This is a genomic window from Campylobacter avium LMG 24591 (assembly GCF_002238335.1).
GTDB lineage: Bacteria > Campylobacterota > Campylobacteria > Campylobacterales > Campylobacteraceae > Campylobacter_D > Campylobacter_D avium.
Map to the genome: position 1 here is coordinate 140,761 of NZ_CP022347.1, position 15,860 is coordinate 156,620.

The window sequence follows — 15,860 nt, forward strand, 5'->3', positions numbered from 1 at the left end:
AGGGCAAGGCTTAAATTTATTGCTTTAAGTTTATAAGCGTGTTTAAAAGCTGGTCGCTTGTGGTTATGGTCTTTGAGCTTGCTTGATAGCCTCTTTGTATAACTATAAGATTAGTTAGAGAAAGGCTTAGGTCTGCATTTGACATTTCAAGCGAAGATGTAGCCATGTTTCCGCGACCACCTGTTCCTGATGTGCCTATGGTTAGAGTTCCGCTGTTTGAGCTTATTCTATACATATTTGAGCCTATTTCTTCAAGTCCAGCGTCGTTTGTAACATTACCCAAGGCTATTTGTCCTAGATACAGATTTACTCCATTATCAAAAGAGCCTATAATTCTTCCTTGTTGGTCTATCCTAGTATTTTCCATACCTTGTCTTAGGGTTCCTGGCTTGTAACCGTCTGTTTGTTGCTGTGAAATTCCAGAGGTTTGGTTGTTGCTCACAAGCCCGTTAAAGCCTCCTGTTGCACCTAAATTTAGAGTTACTTGTTGATTTGGTGCTGAGCCGTTGTTACCGCTGAAATTTATACTTCTAGGATCGTATGAAATCAAAGAGCCGTCGTTTCCAAAGCGAACAGAGCCTATGATGATATTATTTGGTCCTGCTCCTGTTGTGTTTATGGTAGCTGGTTCATCAACTCTTATCATCATTTGCCATTCATTACCACCGTCTATGGTAGTTGCGTGCTTAGTCCACTCTACATAGATATTATGCTGAGTTCCTAGTGAGTCAAAAATTTGCAAAGATGTTCCAAAAGATGAGAGGTATACATCAGATGAGGACTTATTTTGTGTGCCTGTGTTTAGTGTGCCTTCCCAGCCTTGAAAGATATTTGCTAGCTTGTCATTTGAGCTGATTAAATTTGTATCATCTCTAAAGCTAGTAACTTGTATATTAAGGTTTTTAGCTGCTACATTGTTGATAGCACCCGCGTTTTGATCAGTTGGTAAAGTGCTTGCCTCATCTGGGTTTGAGATAACGAAATTTCCAGTTTCATTTACAGTTATTATTACATTTTCATTTATATCAGCACCTGTTTGACCAGTAGCTACGCCGTTAAAGCCAGGAATTCCATCATAATCCACGCCATATCTTGCGTCTCTTTGTAAAAGCTCTCTTAGATCCTCAGTTGTTCTAAAGACTCTAGCTTGATTATTTAGCAAGGATCCGGTAGTTGTAGCAAGTCTATAAGCTTCTTCAGCTGGATCTTGTAGTTGAGGTCCAGCACCAACTGTCTGACCACTCCAAGCTATGCCTGAGTCTGGATTATACATATCCTCTATGGCAGGAGCATTTGAGCTATAAGTGTATTTGTGGGCTGTGATTACTTGAACAGTTCTTCCGGTTACATTATCATTACCTGCTATCCAGTTTGAATTGTTTGTTCCGCCTTGTGCATTTGGTGATGTTATAGTAACTGCGTTAAAACCATTAGCCGCAGCATCCCATGTTATCCTATGCCTTTCACCTGCTGAGTTGGCTGGATTTACTGTTAGGCTGATATTTTTCATATTATCAGTTTGACCCTCGCCATTTGTGTTTATAAAGTCTATCCCAGAGCCATCAGATTTTGCTACCGCTCTAACGCCTGTTCCAGCTCTAGTATCAGTAGGACTTGTGTAGGTGTTGATATACTCAACTGCTTGTTGCAAGCTTGTGATTTGGTCATTTCTTATATTTACACCATTTATGGTTATATCAAGTGTAACAGGATTTCCCTCTACCTGTCCCCAGTAAATCGCTCCAGCTTGAGTTTGTTGCAAATTTTGATCAAATACAGCAGGAGCTTGACCACCAAAGGTATCACCTGTTGAATAAGTCGCATCAGCAAAGCTTACCCAAAAGCCTTGTCCATCTCTTAAATTTATAGATTCTACATTGTCTCCACTTCCTGTGAAAACAGAACCCATATCAACGCCTTTTTCTGCTATGGCTGTGGCGTTTGATGAGGTGGTATAAAACTGTGTGTTTCCTGCATCGTTTTCATCAGAGCCAATACCTGTTCTTGTGTTAAAGCCATGAACAGAATCAAGGCTATAAATAGGCCTTGCGGTGCTTTCGGTAATAGTTCCGCCACTATTTAAGCTAGCGTTTAGCCAAATTTCTGAGCTAGGATTAGCAGGGATTGTCATAGCAGGGTCCCATTTTAAATTTGTAGCTGGTTGGGTAGTGTCTATCCTACCGGTAACCGGGTCTCTGTTCCAGCCTTGAACTACATATCCATTTGTTGTAACGAAATTTCCAGCCGCATCAACATTAAATGAACCATCTCTTGTAAGGTATTTGTTGTTACCGCCGTCATTTGATACTAGAAAATATCCGTTTCCATCAATTGCCACATCATAAGAGCGGCTTGTTGTTTGTATAGAGCCTTGAGAGTGAACACGCATGGTTGAATTTGCACTAACTCCAAGACCAATTTGCATAGCATTTTGTCCGCCAAGCGTTCCTGATGGGGTTGTGGCTATTGCCATAGTTTGAGAAAACATAGTGTTGTAATTTACACGAGAGTATTTAAATCCGTAGGTATTAACATTTGCGATGTTGTTACCTTCCACATCCATACCTATCTGGTGAACTCTAAGACCTGATACACCAGACCAAAGCGATCTCATCATAGTGAATCCTTTATAAAATTTTGCTTGTCAAACTAAAGCAAAAGCCGTTCCAAATTTTGTAAAAATAATTACAAAATTTTAAAAATTTGTGAATTTTTTGTTCTTTCGTGCAAGGGGTGCTGCTGTGAAAGGTGATAGTGCTTTGGTGTTTTAAGCTGATTTTGCTTTTAGTAATAAATTTATGTTGAATGCGAAAGTACTTTAGGTTAAGCTCTCATGTCCTTGGCAAAAGCCTTGTAAGAGAGCTAAAATGGCTTTTTCACTTTTGTCAAAACCTCCGGCTAAAATTATAGCTTGCATTAGTTTTTCTTTTTAAAAAGCTCTTCCTCAACGATTGCACAGATGATATGTCCTATCATGATGTGAGATTCTTGTATAAAGGGAGTTATCTTTGAGGGTACTTTTATGCAGACATCGCAAAGTTCATCCATAGCACCTTGATTTGAGCCTGTTAGCCCCACGCTTATGACACCTTTTTCTTTGCACATTTTAAGGGCTTCTACTATGTTTTTGCTATTGCCACTTGTTGAAAGTCCAAAAAAGATGTCACCGCTGTTTGCTTGCGCCTGAATTTGCCTAGCAAAAAGCCTTTCGTAGCCGTAATCATTGCCTATGGCTGTTAGTATGCTAGTGTCTGTTGTTAGGGCTATTGATGGAAGTCCCTCTCTGTCAAAATAAAATCTTGACACAAATTCAGCCGCTATATGCTGTGCGTCAGCTGCTGAGCCGCCGTTTCCTGCTAAAAGGGTCTTTTTGCCATTTTTGTAGGCATTTATGACTAAGCTTGCCACCTCTTGAATTTGTTTTAGTAAATTTTCATCTTTTAAAATACTTGTTTTAGTATCTATACTTGTTTGTATGTGAGTTTTTATAAAATCTTGCATAATAGCCTCCTTAAATGCTAAATTCTAACACAAAAAATATTAATCTAGCTTATTAACTTTCGCAAACAAGCTCTCATCATCTTTAAAATCTTTTCTAGCCTCATCAAACATTTGCAAAAGCTTATCCACGCACAAAGATAGCTCGTATTTTGCAACCGAATTTTTGTACGCTGTTTGCATTTTTTTAAGCTCATCTTGATTTTCTATCCAATACTTTATTTTCTTATTCAAGTCTTTGATGTCATTTGTTTTAAACAGGCTTCGTTCGTCAAGGGCAAATTGATTAGTAGCTGAAATTTTAGAATCAGCAATCACAGGCACAAGCCCTAAAGAAATGGCCTCTAAGCACGATATAGCCTCGCTTTCTACCTCAGCTGCATGCACATAAAGGTCCATAGATACAAGCTTTTGCATAAGCAGAGAATTTTCTAAAAAGCCAAATTCACACTCGTTTGCTAAAAGCTTGGAACATAGATTTTTAAGATAGTCCTGTCTTGGTCCTAGGCCGTGTAGGTGGAGTTTGATTTGCTTTGAGTATTTATTTGTAGCAAGGGCTTTGATAAGCACATCTTGTCTTTTTTCTTTTGAAAATCTGCCCACAGAAACTATGTTAAAAAAGCCATTTTCCTCTTTTTTTGCTTGTGAGTTTTGCACGCTTAGTTCAAAACCGTTACTAATAACATAAGTTTTAGCCTTATATCCTATGCGTTTTAACTCATCTTGCATAAGCTTTGAAGGGCAGTGTATGTGGTGAGCGTAAGCATAAAAATGCCTGTAAAAGCGTCTGTATAAATAGTCGTTGAAAAAGTCAAAATTAAAATTCATATTATAGCTGATGTGTTGAGGTTGCAGGTGAAAGGCTGTGGTGTAGGGAATTTTAAGCTCTTTGCAAAGCTTTATGCCCTCTATTTCAAGTGCAAAGGGCAGAAAAAAATGCACTATATCACAACCTTGAAAAGCCTTTTTCATGAGATTAATATCAGGTTTTGCAAAACGCATATGTTGTTTGTGTGAAATTTCAGTAACTAAGGGTATGTAATTTTCCTTGCAAAGATACAATTTCTCGCCAAATTCACCCTCTTCATACTCTAGTTTTTCCTTATCTTTAACAGCTACTATTCTTACTTCATGTCCTTTTTGTCTGAGCATTTTAGCACTTCTAAAAGCACTCATTGAGGTGCCGTTGCTTCTATCTTTATAAACATCAACCACAAAGCAAATAATCATAATTTCTCCTTTAAAAAATAATATAATAAAATAATAAAAACTTTCATTAATTACCAAAATTTAAGTGCTACATTAAATTCTTTATTGTATAATTTAGGCTTTACAATTTCCAAAAGGTTAAATCATGATGGATGCTATGCAAATTCAAGCTATACTACCACACAGATACCCATTTTTTCTAGTAGATAAGATTACTGAGCTAAAGATTGGTGAAGTAGTAAGAGGATATAAAAATATCACTATAAACGAGCAAGTTTTTATGGGGCATTTTCCGGGACACCCTATATATCCTGGTGTTTTGATACTTGAGGGTATGGCACAAACAGGCGGAGTTTTAGCCTTTGAAAGTATGGAAGATAAGGTAAATCCTAAGGAAAAGGTCGTGTATTTTACAGGTATAGACAAGGCGAAATTTAGAAATCCTGTGCGTCCGGGCGATAGGCTTGATTATGAAATGCAAGTGATTAAAAACAGAGGCAATATGTGGATTTTTCAAGGCAAAGCCTTTGTAGATAATGCTTTGGTTGCTGAAGCTGAACTAAAAGCTATGATAATGGATAAGTAATGGCTAAAATCCACCCAAGTGCAGTTGTTGAAGATGGTGCGATTTTAGGAGCTAATGTAGAGGTTGAAGCCTACGCATACATAGGTAAAAATGTTAAGATAGGCGACAATAGCATTATAAAACAGGGTGCTAGAATTTTATCTAATACCCAAATAGGCGATAACAGTCGCGTTTTTTCTTATGCTATAGTTGGAGACATACCTCAGGATATATCTTATAAAGATGATATAAGCTCAGGAGTGATAATAGGCTCTAACGCGACTATAAGGGAATTTGTTACTATAAATTCAGGCACTGCGAAGGGCGATGGTTATACCAAGATAGGGGACAATGCCTTTATAATGGCTTATGTGCATATAGCGCATGATTGCAAGCTTGGCTCTAACATCATCTTGGCAAATAACGCTACTTTAGCAGGCCATGTAGAGCTTGGCGATTACACTGTTGTTGGCGGGCTTACCCCTATACATCAGTTCGTAAAAGTAGGCGAGGGTGCCATGATAGCAGGGGCTTCAGCTCTTTCTCAAGACATAGTGCCTTTTTGTCTAGCAGAGGGCAATAGAGCTAGCATTAGAAGTCTAAATTTAGTAGGCATTAGGCGAAGATTTGATAAAGATGAGGTCGAGATTATAAACAAGGCTTACAAATTTTTGTTTAAAAAAGGCTCCTTGAAAGATAATGCACAAGAATTGCTACAAAATACACAAAGTGAAAATGTTAAAAAGATGTGTTCTTTTATCTTAGAGACTAAGAGGGGAATTCCTATTTACAAAAGGAAAGAAGTATGAAAAAAAAGTGTAGTTTTTGCGGTGGTGCTGAAAGCTCACAAAGAAGACTTTTAGGTAGCGGGATTAATAACGAATCTTTCATCTGTGTTTTTTGCATAGAAGCGTCATACAGAGTTTTTTTTGGAAACGAGTCCTTAAAAGAGCTAGAATTAGACAGCGATAAAGAGGAAATCGAATTTAAAAATATCACTCCAAAAGAGCTAAAAGAACACCTAGATAAGTATGTCATAGGTCAAGATAGGGCTAAAAAGATATTTAGCGTTGGTGTTTATAATCATTATAAAAGAATTTTCAGGGCTGAATTACAAGACGATGATACTGAGTTGTTTAAGTCAAATATTTTATTAGTTGGGCCAACAGGCAGCGGCAAAACTCTCTTAGCCCAAACCTTGGCTAAATTTTTAGATGTGCCTATAGCGATTTGTGATGCTACTTCCTTAACTGAGGCCGGTTATGTTGGGGAGGATGTGGAAAATATCCTAACAAGATTGCTTCAAGCAGCAGACGGCAGCATAGAAAAAGCACAAATGGGAATAGTTTTTATAGACGAGATAGACAAGATTGCAAGAATGAGCGAAAACCGCTCCATAACAAGAGATGTTAGCGGCGAGGGAGTGCAGCAAGCTTTGCTTAAAATAATAGAAGGCTCCTTAGTAAATGTGCCACCAAAGGGCGGCAGAAAGCACCCTAACCAAGATTTTATACAAATTGACACTTCAAACATACTTTTTGTATGCGGTGGTGCCTTTGACGGTATAGAAAATATCATCAAAAGAAAGATGGGCGATAAGGTTGTAGGCTTCTTTGATGAGGATGAGGATAAAATAAAACAAACTGTTATGGAAAAGATAGAGCCAGATGACTTGGTGCATTTTGGGCTTATACCAGAGCTTATAGGCAGATTGCATGTAATAGCCTCTTTAAATGAGCTTAATGAAGATGATATGATAAGAATTTTAACAGAGCCAAAAAACGCCATTATAAAGCAGTATCAAAAGCTTTTTGCGATAGACGGCGTTAATTTAAAATTCGAAGATGATGCGCTAAGAGAGATAGCCAGGCTTTCTTTGGAGAGAAAAACCGGTGCTAGAGGGCTTAGGAGTATCATAGAAGAACTTATGGTGGATTTGATGTTTGAGCTGCCAGAGTATAAAAATTATGATATAATCATAACTAAAGATGTGGTAAAAGACGGCGCCAAGCCTTTATTCATAAAAACAAAAAGGGTGGGATAATGATATTTGATCAAGTAATAGGTTTTTTCTCTAGCGATATGGGTATAGATTTAGGAACAGCAAATACTTTGGTTTTAGTTAAGGACAAGGGTATAATCATAAATGAGCCATCTGTTGTAGCTGTTGAGCGAGAAAGATACGGTGGCAAGGCTAAAATTCTAGCTGTTGGTAAGGAAGCTAAGGAAATGGTGGGCAAAACCCCTGCTAATATAGAAGCCATTAGGCCTATGAAAGACGGGGTTATAGCTGATTTTGATATGACTGAAAAGATGATTAGGTATTTCATAGAAAAAACCCACAGACGCAAGAATTTCCTAAGACCAAGGATAGTTATATCAGTACCTTACGGACTTACACAAGTTGAAAGAAAGGCTGTTAGAGAAAGTGCTTTAAGTGCTGGAGCAAGGGAGGTTTTTTTGATAGAAGAGCCTATGGCTGCAGCAATCGGTGCAAATTTAGCCATACAAGAACCTAAGGGAAATTTGGTTGTTGATATAGGTGGCGGAACGACAGAAATTGGCGTTACCTCGCTGGGCGGTTTGGTTATTTCAAAGTCCATAAGAACAGCTGGTGATAAGCTTGATATGAGTATAGTAAACTATGTGAAAGAAAAATATAACTTAGTCATAGGCGAAAGAACAGGGGAGGAAATCAAAATTTCCATAGGCTCAGCCTATCAGCTAAACAAAGAACTAAGCATGATAATCAAGGGTAGAGACCAAGTAAGCGGTCTTTTATCAAGGGTTGAGCTTACGAGCGAAGATGTTAGAGAGGCTATGAGAGAAAATTTAAAAGAAATCGTAGACGCCCTAAAAGTTGTGCTTGAGTCTATGCCACCGGATTTGGCCTCTGATATAGTAGAAAATGGCATAGTTTTAACCGGCGGCGGAGCCTTAATAAGAGGGCTTGACAAGTATCTATCAGAAAGCGTGAGACTTCCTGTATATATAGCCGATGAACCTTTGCTAGCCGTTGCTAGAGGAACGGGTAAAATTTTAGAAGAGATTGCCTTGCTAAAACAACTAACTAATGAAGAATAAAATTTTTTTAATTTTAATATTATCTTTTTTAGTTTTTATATCTTTGCATTATGGGGAAAATATAAAAAATAATCTCCTTAAAATAAATGATATGCTCGTAAATTCAGGCTATAGCGTGAGTGATTACATAGGAAATAGCATAAGCGAGCATTTCAACCAAGCAGAGCAAATAAGGCTTTTAAAGGAACAAAACCAAAAGCTAGAAGAAAGCAATGCCCTTGTATCAACCTTTGCAAATCAGTTAAATTTGCTTTTAGAGGACAAAAATTCCACTCAGTATTTCCCGCAGGTTTCTTTAGTTAGGGCTATTTCTTATGTTAATATCAATGATTATAACCGCCTTTGGCTTTCTAGTACCAGCTTTAGTGGCAACAAAAACAGAGGTTTGATATATAAAGGATACACAGCCGGCATAGTTATACTAAAGGAAGGCCGCCCTATGGCTTTGTTGCAGCAAGATGAAGACTGCGTTTTTTCTGTATATATAGGAGAGCAAAAGGTTCCGGGCGTTTTGCAGGGCAATGGAAGCGATGTAAGGCTTAAATTTATCCCAAAAACTCAAAAGATAAAAGCAGGAGACACGGTTTATACAAGCGGGCTTGATAATATATTTTTTTCAGGCGTTCCGGTAGGCACGGTAAAAAGCGTTATAGATGATGATATATATCAAAGTGCTATCATAGAACCATTTGCACATATAGCCTTGCCAAGCTATATGTATATGGTTGATAATTTATAGTTTAAATAACTTAACTTCTTGCTGTAAATTTCTTGCTATGTCTTTTAAGTCTTGTGTTGTTTGTCTGTTTTGAGTTATGGTATTTTGCGTTTGCACAGAGATGTCGGCATTTTTATTTACCATGGCTTCTATTTCTTCAAGTAGTTTGATTTGCTCTGCTACTTCGTTATTAACCTCTTCAGCCTTTAGTAAGCTATCATTTGTTTGCTTTAAAATAAGCTCCATATTGTCTCTCATCTTGTCGCTTAAGTCTTTTCCTTGCATGATTAGAGGTATGGACTGCTCTATGGCTTGTGCTGTGGCAACTGTTTCTTCTTGTATTTTTTGATTTATGGCTGTGATTTGATTAGTAGCAGCACCTGTTTTATCAGCTAAAGCCCTTATTTCATCAGCCACAACAGCAAAGCCGCGTCCTATTTCACCAGCACGAGCCGCTTCAATAGCAGCGTTTAAGGCTAGTAAATTTGTTTGGTCTGTGATTTCGCTTATGAGCTCTGTACTAGCACCTATGGTTTGAGCCTGTTCTGTTAAGAATGAAATTTGTTCTGAAGTCTTTGTGCTACTTTGCGCGACAGTTTCCATTCCCTGTGCTGTTTCTTGCACTGAAATCATACTTTCTTCGCATATTTGCTTGGTATTTTTTGAATTTTGCTCTGTTTCATCAGTCATTTTAGATATAGCTCTTGTCTTATCTACCAATTTATTTATGGATTTTGCTGATTGTAAGGACAAATCACTTTGCGTTGTGGTAGCATTTTGCGCGTTATTAAATACATCAGTTACAACATCTACTCTTTGATTGATTAAATTTGCCAAAGAAAAGATTTTTTGCACAGTCTCTCTTAACTGAGCTTGCATTTTCTTAACAGAATCCAAAATACTATCGTTAAATTTGCTTTGTATGTCTATCCTTAAATTTCCAGAGGCAACCTCAGCTATAACAGCTTTTACATATGAAGGCTCGCCTCCAACTGAATGTTTGATGTATCTTACTATGAAAAAGGCTATCACAAAAGATAAGATAAGGGCTAGAACAATGATGATAGACATTATAGGTATAAAAGATGAGATAAGCTCTAGAGCATTGTTAGTTAGTTGTTGATTTTTGGATTCATAATGGTCTATAACCTTGTTTATGCTAGCAAGCCAATTTATAAACTGTTCTCTAGCCTTTTGTAAGATTAGCTCATCAGCACCTTGCTTGTCCGAGTTTTTTATAAGCTCTATGATTTTAGCGTAAGTGTCCATGGTTTCTTTTTTTATGGCATTTATATCATCATACATCGCTTTTTCTTGCGAATTTAACATGCCCTTTTGTATAAATTTCGCAAATTCTACATCAGCCTTATCATAATCTTCTTCTAGTTTTCTTATATCTTGTAAGGTTTTATCTAAATCAGCCGGGTCATTGCTTATTATAGCAGCGTCTCTTATAAGTATAGACCTATCATGAACCGAACCACGAAAATTTATTGCCTGACGAGAAATAACAGAGTTGATATTTGTTGCTGTTTGTAAGGTTTCATCCAAAAACATAATCCTAAGTACAGAAAAACCAGCTACTGCTACGATAATAGCTATCATACAAGTAAAACCTAAGTAAAGTTTTGCCGAAATGCTTAATCCTTTAGATTTCATACAAACCACCTATTAATTAATTTTCTATATTATACACAAAAAAGTAAGAAACAAGTTAATTGATTAAGAGATAAATTTTATCTAAATGTCTAGGATATGTTATGAAACTTTGCATTGTAGATACGAATTGTGCTAATTTAGCTTCCTTGCATTTCAGCATAAACAGACTTGGCTTTAAGGCTGTAATTAGTAGCGACATAAAAGAACTTGAAAAGGCTGATAAGCTCTTTTTGCCCGGAGTTGGTACGGCACAAAATGCTATTTATAATCTCAAAAAGCTAAATTTGCTTTCATTTTTAAAAACAAATACAAAACCTCTTTTAGGAATTTGTCTTGGAATGCAAATTTTAGGCGAGTATTCAGCTGAGTTAAACCAAGAAACCTTAGGTATAATACCCTTTAAAACCATGAAATTTCAAGAAAAAGAGGGCTTTTCCTTACCTCATATGGGTTGGAATGATGTAAAAAGCACACACCCTCTTTTTAAGGGACTTGATGGGGCTTATTTTTATTTCGTGCATAGTTTTTGTGTAGGATTAAATGACTTTAGCATAGCCACTTGCGAGTATTCTCAAAGCTTTAGTGCAGCACTAGCAAAGGATAATTTTTACGGAGTGCAGTTTCATCCTGAAAGAAGCGCTGAGGCTGGAGAATTGTTACTTCAAAATTTCATAAAGGATATAGGATAAATGAAAACCGAGCTTATACCCGCACTTGATTTGATAGATTCAAAGGTAGTTAGATTAGTAAAGGGAGATTATAAAAGAAAGATTAGTTACGATGAGATAAACCCGCTTCATAAGCTTAAAGAATACGAAGAAATGGGCGCTAGGTGGATACATTTAGTTGATTTAAGCGGTGCAAAAGATACAAGCAAAAGGCAGCTAAGTCTTTTTAAAGAACTTATAAAAAACAGCTCTGTGAATTTGCAAGTAGGGGGCGGAATTCGCTCAAAAGATGAGGTAAAATCTTTGCTTGATTTAGGCGTTAAAAGAGTTGTGCTTGGCTCTTTAGCTATAACCGAAGTAAAGCTGTGCGTAGAAATTTTGCAAGAATTTGGAGGCGATAGCATTTGCCTTGCCCTTGATGTGGTGCCTAGCAATGATGATTTTCTAATAGCCATAAATGCCTGGCAAGAACAAAGCGAACAAACGCTTTTTGAAACGGTTTCTTACTATTTACAATATGGCCTAAAACACATGCTTTGCACAGATATTTCAAGAGATGGCACCTTGCAAGGTATGAATACAAAGCTTTATAAGGATTTGGCCAAAACATTTGCGAGCATTCAAACTCAAGCTTCTGGCGGGCTTTGCGATTTGGATGATTTAAAGAATTTAAACGGAGTTTGTGGCGGTATCGTAGCTGGAAAAGCACTTTTGGACGGAATTTTTACTGTTAAAGAGGGCATAGAATGCTTACAAAACGTATAATAGCCTGCCTTGATGTAAGAGATGGACGCGTAGTAAAAGGCGTGCAGTTTAAAAACCACAAAGATATGGGAGATATAGTAGAACTTGCTAAATTTTACTCTCAAAACGGCATTGACGAGCTTGTATTTTACGATATAAGTGCAAGTGCTAGAAATGAAAGAGTTAAAAGGGCTTGGGTAGAAAAGGTAGCTCGCGAAATTTCCATACCTTTTTGCGTAGCAGGAGGTATAAAAAGCATAGAGGACGCTAGGGAAATTCTAGCAAATGGAGCTGATAAAATTTCCATAAACTCACCTGCATTAAATAATCCAAAACTCATAAGCGAACTAGCACAAAATTTTGGTGTGCAATGCGTTGTAGTAGGCATTGATAGTTTTAAGGATGAAAAAGGAGAGCTAAAGGTTTTTAAATACACAGGAGATGAAAAAACCTCAACTCATAGCGGCAAGAGCACCTTAGAATGGGTAAAAGAAGTGCAAGATAGAGGTGCTGGAGAGATAGTTTTAAATATGATGAATGAGGATGGCTGTAAAAATGGCTATGACTTAGAGCAGTTAAAAAGGGTTAAAGAACTTTGCAAAATTCCACTTGTTGCTAGCGGAGGAGCTGGAAAAAAGGAGCATTTTTTAGAGGCTTTTAAGCTTAACATCGATGCTTGTTTGGCTGCTTCTGTTTTTCATCAAAGATTAATTGACATAAAAGAGCTTAAGGCTTTTTTAAAAGAAAATTCTATCTTAGTAAGGGTATAGATGAGTGAAAATATCATAAACGAGGTTGATTGGCAAAAAGTAGGAGGCTTGCTTCCTGTCATAGTGCAAGATTACAAAAGTGCTGAAGTTTTAATGCTTGGCTATATGAATGAAGAGGCTTTAAAAAAGAGCATACAAGAAAAAAGAGTGAGCTTTTTTTCAAGAACTAAAAATAGAATTTGGACCAAAGGCGAAAGCTCTAAAAATTTCTTAGATATAATAAATTTAGGGCTTGACTGCGATAAAGACACACTTTTAATCCTAGCAAAACCTCATGGTGTAACTTGCCATGTCGGCGATATTTCTTGCTTTGAAAATGTTTCAAAGGAAAGTGATTTGGTCTTTTTGGCAAGACTTGCAAGGCTTATAAAAGAAAGAAAAAATGCGGATTATACAAAGTTCTATACAGCAAAACTTTTTAAAGAAGGTACAAAAAGAATAGCTCAAAAAGTAGGCGAAGAAGGTGTTGAAACAGCCCTAGCAGCCACTGTTAAGGATATAAATGAGCTTAAAAACGAAGCGGCTGATTTGCTCTTTCACTTAATGGTCTTGCTTGAAGATGCGAATTTAAGCTTAAATGATGTAATAGAAATTTTAAAACAGCGAAACTCATCTACTAAGCATTAAGCCCATAAAGGCTAGGTAAAGCCCGTAGCTTGTGATTAGGATATAAGATAAGGAAGCGGCGATTTTTGCAAAGATTTCTGAGCTAAGTTTTATAAATTTTATGAAAAGTAACATAACTATCATAGTGCAAAAGCCAAATATAAACATAAGCAAAAGTACCTCTACAAGACTTTTTAAAGAACTTGCCAAGGCGATGTAAAAATACACAAGCCCGCAAGGTAGTAAGCCGTTTAAAATTCCTAAAAAACAAAAGCTATGATAGTTTTTAAAATTTATCTTATCTTTAAATTTTTGCAAAATTTTATTAAAAACATAAGCATTTTCTATGAAAGTTAAGATTTTTAGCTTAAAAAGCAAGGAAAGCCCAAGCAGCACCATAAACATACCTAGTGCGAAAAATAAGACCCCTTTTGAAAAATCACTCTTAAAAAAACTTACTTGAAAATAAAAAAACACAAGGGCTAAGGCTGTGTAAGTTAAAATTCTAAAAAGATGATATAAAAATATGGCTAAGGATGAGAATTTAAGCTCTTTGCTGAATTTTAAAACAAGTATATTAAAGCCCCCGCACATAAAATAACAATGCCCAAAGCTTGAAAGCAAGGCTACAAGGGCGGTGGCTAAAAAACTCAAAGCAAGCTCATAAATTCTTTAAATATATACTTGCTTTCGTGCGGTCCTGAGGAACTTTCTGGGTGGTGTTGCACCGAAATGATAGGATAGTTTTTGTATCTAACTCCTTCTACATTATCCCCAAAAAGATTTCTATGCGTGATGATGGCCACCTCGCAAAGCTCTTCAGGGACATTGTAGTTGTGATTTTGTGCGGTTATTTCTATCTTTTTATTTTCTTGATTTAATACCGGATGATTTGCACCGTGCTGTCCAAATTTCATCTTATATGTCTCATAACCAAAGGCATTGCTTAAAAGCTGATGTCCTAAGCAAATTCCAAGCATAGGGATTTTTTTATCTATCAGTTTTTTTATCTCTTTTATCTCATTTTTTAAGCTCTTTGGCTCGCCGGGTCCATTTGATAAGAAAACGCCGTGAATTTCGCCCTTATCATAAAGCTTTATCAGCTCTTGTGCCTTTGTATCGTGTGGAAAAACCTTAACCGCAAAGCCTACTTGAACTAATTCGTTTAAGATATTCGTTTTCACACCGTAATCAAGCACAGCAAGGCATTTGTTAGAGCTTTTCGCCTTTTCATAAGATTTTGTTTGATGATTCCAAGCACCTTGTTTGTGCTCATAAGGCGTTTTCGTGCTTACCTTAGCTACCCAATTTACCTCATCTATCTTAGCTGAAGCCTTTAAAAGCTCTTTTAGCTTTTCCTTGCTTGAAATTTCAGTGGATACAACAGCATTTAAATTTCCATTATCCCTTATCATCTTTACTAAAAATCTAGTATCAATATCGCAAATTCCTATCTTATTATTTTCTTTCAAAAACTGCGCTAAATCCTTTTTTGCTCTAAAATTTGAGTAAGTTTTGCTAAGCTCTCTTATGAAAATTCCACTTGCGTGTATTTCTTTGCTTTCGTTATCATCATCATTTGTTCCTACTATGCCAATTTCTGGCATTGAAAAGACTATAAACTGTCCTGCGTAAGAGGGGTCCGAAATTATTTCTTGATAGCCGCTTAAGGAAGTGTTAAAAACCATTTCTCCATAAAAAGTCCCCTTTGCCCCAAAGGAATTTGCACTTATAAAAAGGTCGTTTTCTATGTAGATGTAGGCTTTCACAGCATTCCCCTTTTCTTAAGCTCCTCTTGATAGAGCTTGTCAAAGACTATTTCAAATTCCTCAGAGCCCGGCACCAGCTTTCTTTTATAATGTGAAATTTTTTCATACACCTCATCTTCCAAGCTTTCGTAAGTTCTAAGATAGTTTTCTATGCTAGAAAAAATTAAATTTTTAATCCTATTTTCAGAAACATCAAAATTTATAAAATCATTATCCACAAAGGCTGATAGAATTTTATGTGCTAGGTCATTATGCCTATCTTCGTTGTTTAAAATCACATCAAATTCAGGGGCTAGCCTTTTCTTAACAAGCCAAAACATATTTTTTCTATCTACTTGCATGAATTCCATTTCATCTTCTTGCTCCTCTAAAAGCTCTTTCACTCTCTCATCCAAGCTTCTTTCTTTAAAGAGGTCCTTTTCTAGAATTTCCTTGCTTTTGCTAAGCAAGTTGTCATAATTGTCCTTTAGTTCCACAAAAGATGAATTTACCATATCTAATACTATTTTATTTGCTATATAAGGAATATGTGCTTGTTTGATACGCATTGCAAATCCTTTTAAAGTAAAT

General features: G+C 36.6%; 16 protein-coding genes. 9 read left to right on the plus strand and 7 right to left on the minus strand.

The annotated features are described in order from the left end of the window. Positions 1-16 precede the first annotated feature (16 nt). The 3 genes from flgE to CAV_RS00745 all read right to left on the minus strand — a co-directional run bounded on the left by flgE (position 17) and on the right by CAV_RS00745 (position 4,728). On the minus strand, positions 17-2,617 hold the full coding sequence (gene flgE, locus CAV_RS00735) for a flagellar hook protein FlgE (RefSeq protein WP_094752784.1): 2,601 nt from the start codon (positions 2,615-2,617) through the stop codon (positions 17-19). A 299-nt stretch (positions 2,618-2,916) separates the two neighbouring features. Beyond that, positions 2,917-3,501 (minus strand): D-sedoheptulose 7-phosphate isomerase, encoded by a 585-nt coding sequence (gene gmhA2 / locus CAV_RS00740; RefSeq protein WP_094752785.1) that lies wholly within the window; start codon positions 3,499-3,501, stop codon positions 2,917-2,919. Positions 3,502-3,540: 39 nt separating this feature from the next. Beyond that, a complete protein-coding gene (locus CAV_RS00745) occupies positions 3,541-4,728 on the minus strand; it encodes a glycosyltransferase (RefSeq protein WP_094752786.1) in 1,188 nt (395 codons plus the stop codon). A 124-nt stretch (positions 4,729-4,852) separates the two neighbouring features. Between CAV_RS00745 and fabZ the strand changes: the two genes are divergently transcribed. Genes fabZ through mreC form a run of 5 tightly spaced genes read left to right on the plus strand, consistent with a single transcriptional unit; the run spans position 4,853 to position 9,095 of the window. After that, a complete protein-coding gene (gene fabZ, locus CAV_RS00750; protein WP_094324615.1) occupies positions 4,853-5,293 on the plus strand; it encodes a 3-hydroxyacyl-ACP dehydratase FabZ in 441 nt (146 codons plus the stop codon). Further along, positions 5,293-6,081, plus strand: a complete 789-nt coding sequence (gene lpxA, locus CAV_RS00755) for an acyl-ACP--UDP-N-acetylglucosamine O-acyltransferase (RefSeq protein ID WP_094324616.1) — start codon at positions 5,293-5,295, stop codon at positions 6,079-6,081. Before fabZ ends, lpxA begins: the two co-directional genes overlap by 1 nt. Beyond that, complete coding sequence (gene clpX, locus CAV_RS00760; protein WP_094324617.1) at positions 6,078-7,316, plus strand: ATP-dependent Clp protease ATP-binding subunit ClpX; 1,239 nt, start codon at positions 6,078-6,080, stop codon at positions 7,314-7,316. The genes lpxA and clpX overlap by 4 nt, the downstream gene beginning before the upstream one ends. Then, a complete protein-coding gene (locus tag CAV_RS00765) occupies positions 7,316-8,356 on the plus strand; it encodes a rod shape-determining protein (protein WP_094324618.1) in 1,041 nt (346 codons plus the stop codon). The genes clpX and CAV_RS00765 overlap by 1 nt, the downstream gene beginning before the upstream one ends. Further along, entirely contained in the window at positions 8,346-9,095 is a 750-nt protein-coding gene (gene mreC / locus CAV_RS00770) for a rod shape-determining protein MreC (protein ID WP_094324619.1), read from the plus strand. Before CAV_RS00765 ends, mreC begins: the two co-directional genes overlap by 11 nt. Here mreC and CAV_RS00775 read toward each other — a convergent pair. After that, entirely contained in the window at positions 9,090-10,733 is a 1,644-nt protein-coding gene (locus CAV_RS00775; RefSeq protein ID WP_094324620.1) for a methyl-accepting chemotaxis protein, read from the minus strand. The two genes, mreC and CAV_RS00775, sit on opposite strands and share 6 nt — an antisense overlap. A gap of 101 nt (positions 10,734-10,834) precedes the next feature. Here CAV_RS00775 and hisH point away from each other — a divergent pair, with 101 nt between their 5' ends. The 4 genes from hisH to hisIE are packed head-to-tail and all read left to right on the plus strand — an operon-like array spanning position 10,835 to position 13,542. Then, the gene (gene hisH / locus CAV_RS00780) at positions 10,835-11,422 is read left to right on the plus strand and encodes an imidazole glycerol phosphate synthase subunit HisH (RefSeq protein ID WP_094324621.1); all 588 of its coding nucleotides are present in this window, start codon (positions 10,835-10,837) and stop codon (positions 11,420-11,422) included. Beyond that, on the plus strand, positions 11,423-12,166 hold the full coding sequence (locus CAV_RS00785; RefSeq protein ID WP_094324622.1) for a 1-(5-phosphoribosyl)-5-[(5-phosphoribosylamino)methylideneamino] imidazole-4-carboxamide isomerase: 744 nt from the start codon (positions 11,423-11,425) through the stop codon (positions 12,164-12,166). Continuing rightward, positions 12,148-12,915, plus strand: coding sequence for an imidazole glycerol phosphate synthase subunit HisF (gene hisF / locus CAV_RS00790; RefSeq protein WP_094324623.1), 768 nt, complete (start codon positions 12,148-12,150; stop codon positions 12,913-12,915). The genes CAV_RS00785 and hisF overlap by 19 nt, the downstream gene beginning before the upstream one ends. Beyond that, positions 12,916-13,542, plus strand: coding sequence for a bifunctional phosphoribosyl-AMP cyclohydrolase/phosphoribosyl-ATP diphosphatase HisIE (gene hisIE / locus CAV_RS00795; protein ID WP_094752787.1), 627 nt, complete (start codon positions 12,916-12,918; stop codon positions 13,540-13,542). On the opposite strand, the gene CAV_RS00800 is transcribed toward hisIE, so the two are convergent. The 3 genes from CAV_RS00800 to CAV_RS00810 are packed head-to-tail and all read right to left on the minus strand — an operon-like array spanning position 13,525 to position 15,838. Then, positions 13,525-14,175 (minus strand): sulfite exporter TauE/SafE family protein, encoded by a 651-nt coding sequence (locus CAV_RS00800; protein WP_094752788.1) that lies wholly within the window; start codon positions 14,173-14,175, stop codon positions 13,525-13,527. The genes hisIE and CAV_RS00800 overlap by 18 nt on opposite strands. Then, positions 14,172-15,290 (minus strand): glutamine-hydrolyzing carbamoyl-phosphate synthase small subunit, encoded by a 1,119-nt coding sequence (gene carA / locus CAV_RS00805; protein ID WP_094752789.1) that lies wholly within the window; start codon positions 15,288-15,290, stop codon positions 14,172-14,174. The genes CAV_RS00800 and carA overlap by 4 nt, the downstream gene beginning before the upstream one ends. Continuing rightward, positions 15,287-15,838 carry a DUF507 family protein gene (locus CAV_RS00810; RefSeq protein ID WP_094752790.1) on the minus strand — a complete coding sequence of 184 codons (552 nt, stop codon included), beginning with the start codon at positions 15,836-15,838 and terminating at the stop codon, positions 15,287-15,289. The genes carA and CAV_RS00810 overlap by 4 nt, the downstream gene beginning before the upstream one ends. Between the last annotated feature and the right edge of the window lie 22 nt (positions 15,839-15,860).

What these genes read in the sequence shown, in the direction of transcription:
- mreC (WP_094324619.1), top strand. Translation starts at nt 8,346, where the DNA reads ATGAAGAATAAAATTTTTTTAATTTTAATATTATCTTTTTTAGTTTTT.
- flgE (WP_094752784.1), bottom strand. Translation starts at nt 2,617, where the DNA reads ATGATGAGATCGCTTTGGTCTGGTGTATCAGGTCTTAGAGTTCACCAG.
- gmhA2 (WP_094752785.1), bottom strand. Translation starts at nt 3,501, where the DNA reads ATGCAAGATTTTATAAAAACTCACATACAAACAAGTATAGATACTAAA.
- CAV_RS00810 (WP_094752790.1), bottom strand. Translation starts at nt 15,838, where the DNA reads ATGCGTATCAAACAAGCACATATTCCTTATATAGCAAATAAAATAGTA.
- CAV_RS00745 (WP_094752786.1), bottom strand. Translation starts at nt 4,728, where the DNA reads ATGATTATTTGCTTTGTGGTTGATGTTTATAAAGATAGAAGCAACGGC.
- CAV_RS00765 (WP_094324618.1), top strand. Translation starts at nt 7,316, where the DNA reads ATGATATTTGATCAAGTAATAGGTTTTTTCTCTAGCGATATGGGTATA.
- CAV_RS00775 (WP_094324620.1), bottom strand. Translation starts at nt 10,733, where the DNA reads ATGAAATCTAAAGGATTAAGCATTTCGGCAAAACTTTACTTAGGTTTT.
- CAV_RS00785 (WP_094324622.1), top strand. Translation starts at nt 11,423, where the DNA reads ATGAAAACCGAGCTTATACCCGCACTTGATTTGATAGATTCAAAGGTA.
- hisIE (WP_094752787.1), top strand. Translation starts at nt 12,916, where the DNA reads ATGAGTGAAAATATCATAAACGAGGTTGATTGGCAAAAAGTAGGAGGC.
- hisH (WP_094324621.1), top strand. Translation starts at nt 10,835, where the DNA reads ATGAAACTTTGCATTGTAGATACGAATTGTGCTAATTTAGCTTCCTTG.
- fabZ (WP_094324615.1), top strand. Translation starts at nt 4,853, where the DNA reads ATGATGGATGCTATGCAAATTCAAGCTATACTACCACACAGATACCCA.
- lpxA (WP_094324616.1), top strand. Translation starts at nt 5,293, where the DNA reads ATGGCTAAAATCCACCCAAGTGCAGTTGTTGAAGATGGTGCGATTTTA.
- hisF (WP_094324623.1), top strand. Translation starts at nt 12,148, where the DNA reads ATGCTTACAAAACGTATAATAGCCTGCCTTGATGTAAGAGATGGACGC.
- clpX (WP_094324617.1), top strand. Translation starts at nt 6,078, where the DNA reads ATGAAAAAAAAGTGTAGTTTTTGCGGTGGTGCTGAAAGCTCACAAAGA.